Source organism: Gardnerella sp. C0684A1 (genome assembly GCF_055326835.1).
Map to the genome: position 1 here is coordinate 1 of NZ_JBLTSX010000080.1, position 242 is coordinate 242.

A 242-nucleotide genomic window follows, 5' to 3' on the forward strand; every position below is an offset into this window, starting at 1 on the left:
GCGCAGCGTCGAGGAACTGCAGGCCCAGCGTCAGAGCGGGCTGCAGCAGCTGGCCCAGCGCAACCCGGCGCTGCGCGCCTTCGACGGTGTCGCCGGCTGGCAGTTCTACTGCTTCTGGGGCAACGCCTGGAGCAACTGCCAGTCCACCGGCGGCACCGCCGCTGCCGATGCCGGCCCGGTCAATCCCAAGCCGGCCGGCCAGACGGCGCCCGCCGGCCTGCGCATCGCGATGCAGTTCGCGG

The 242-nt window shown here is 73.6% G+C and carries 1 protein-coding gene; it reads left to right on the forward strand.

What is annotated here, in order from left to right; translation table 11 throughout:
- Positions 1-242, forward strand: a 242-nt coding sequence (locus tag ACNEUN_RS06410) for a hypothetical protein (protein WP_463631623.1), incomplete at both ends; no start/stop codon positions are given.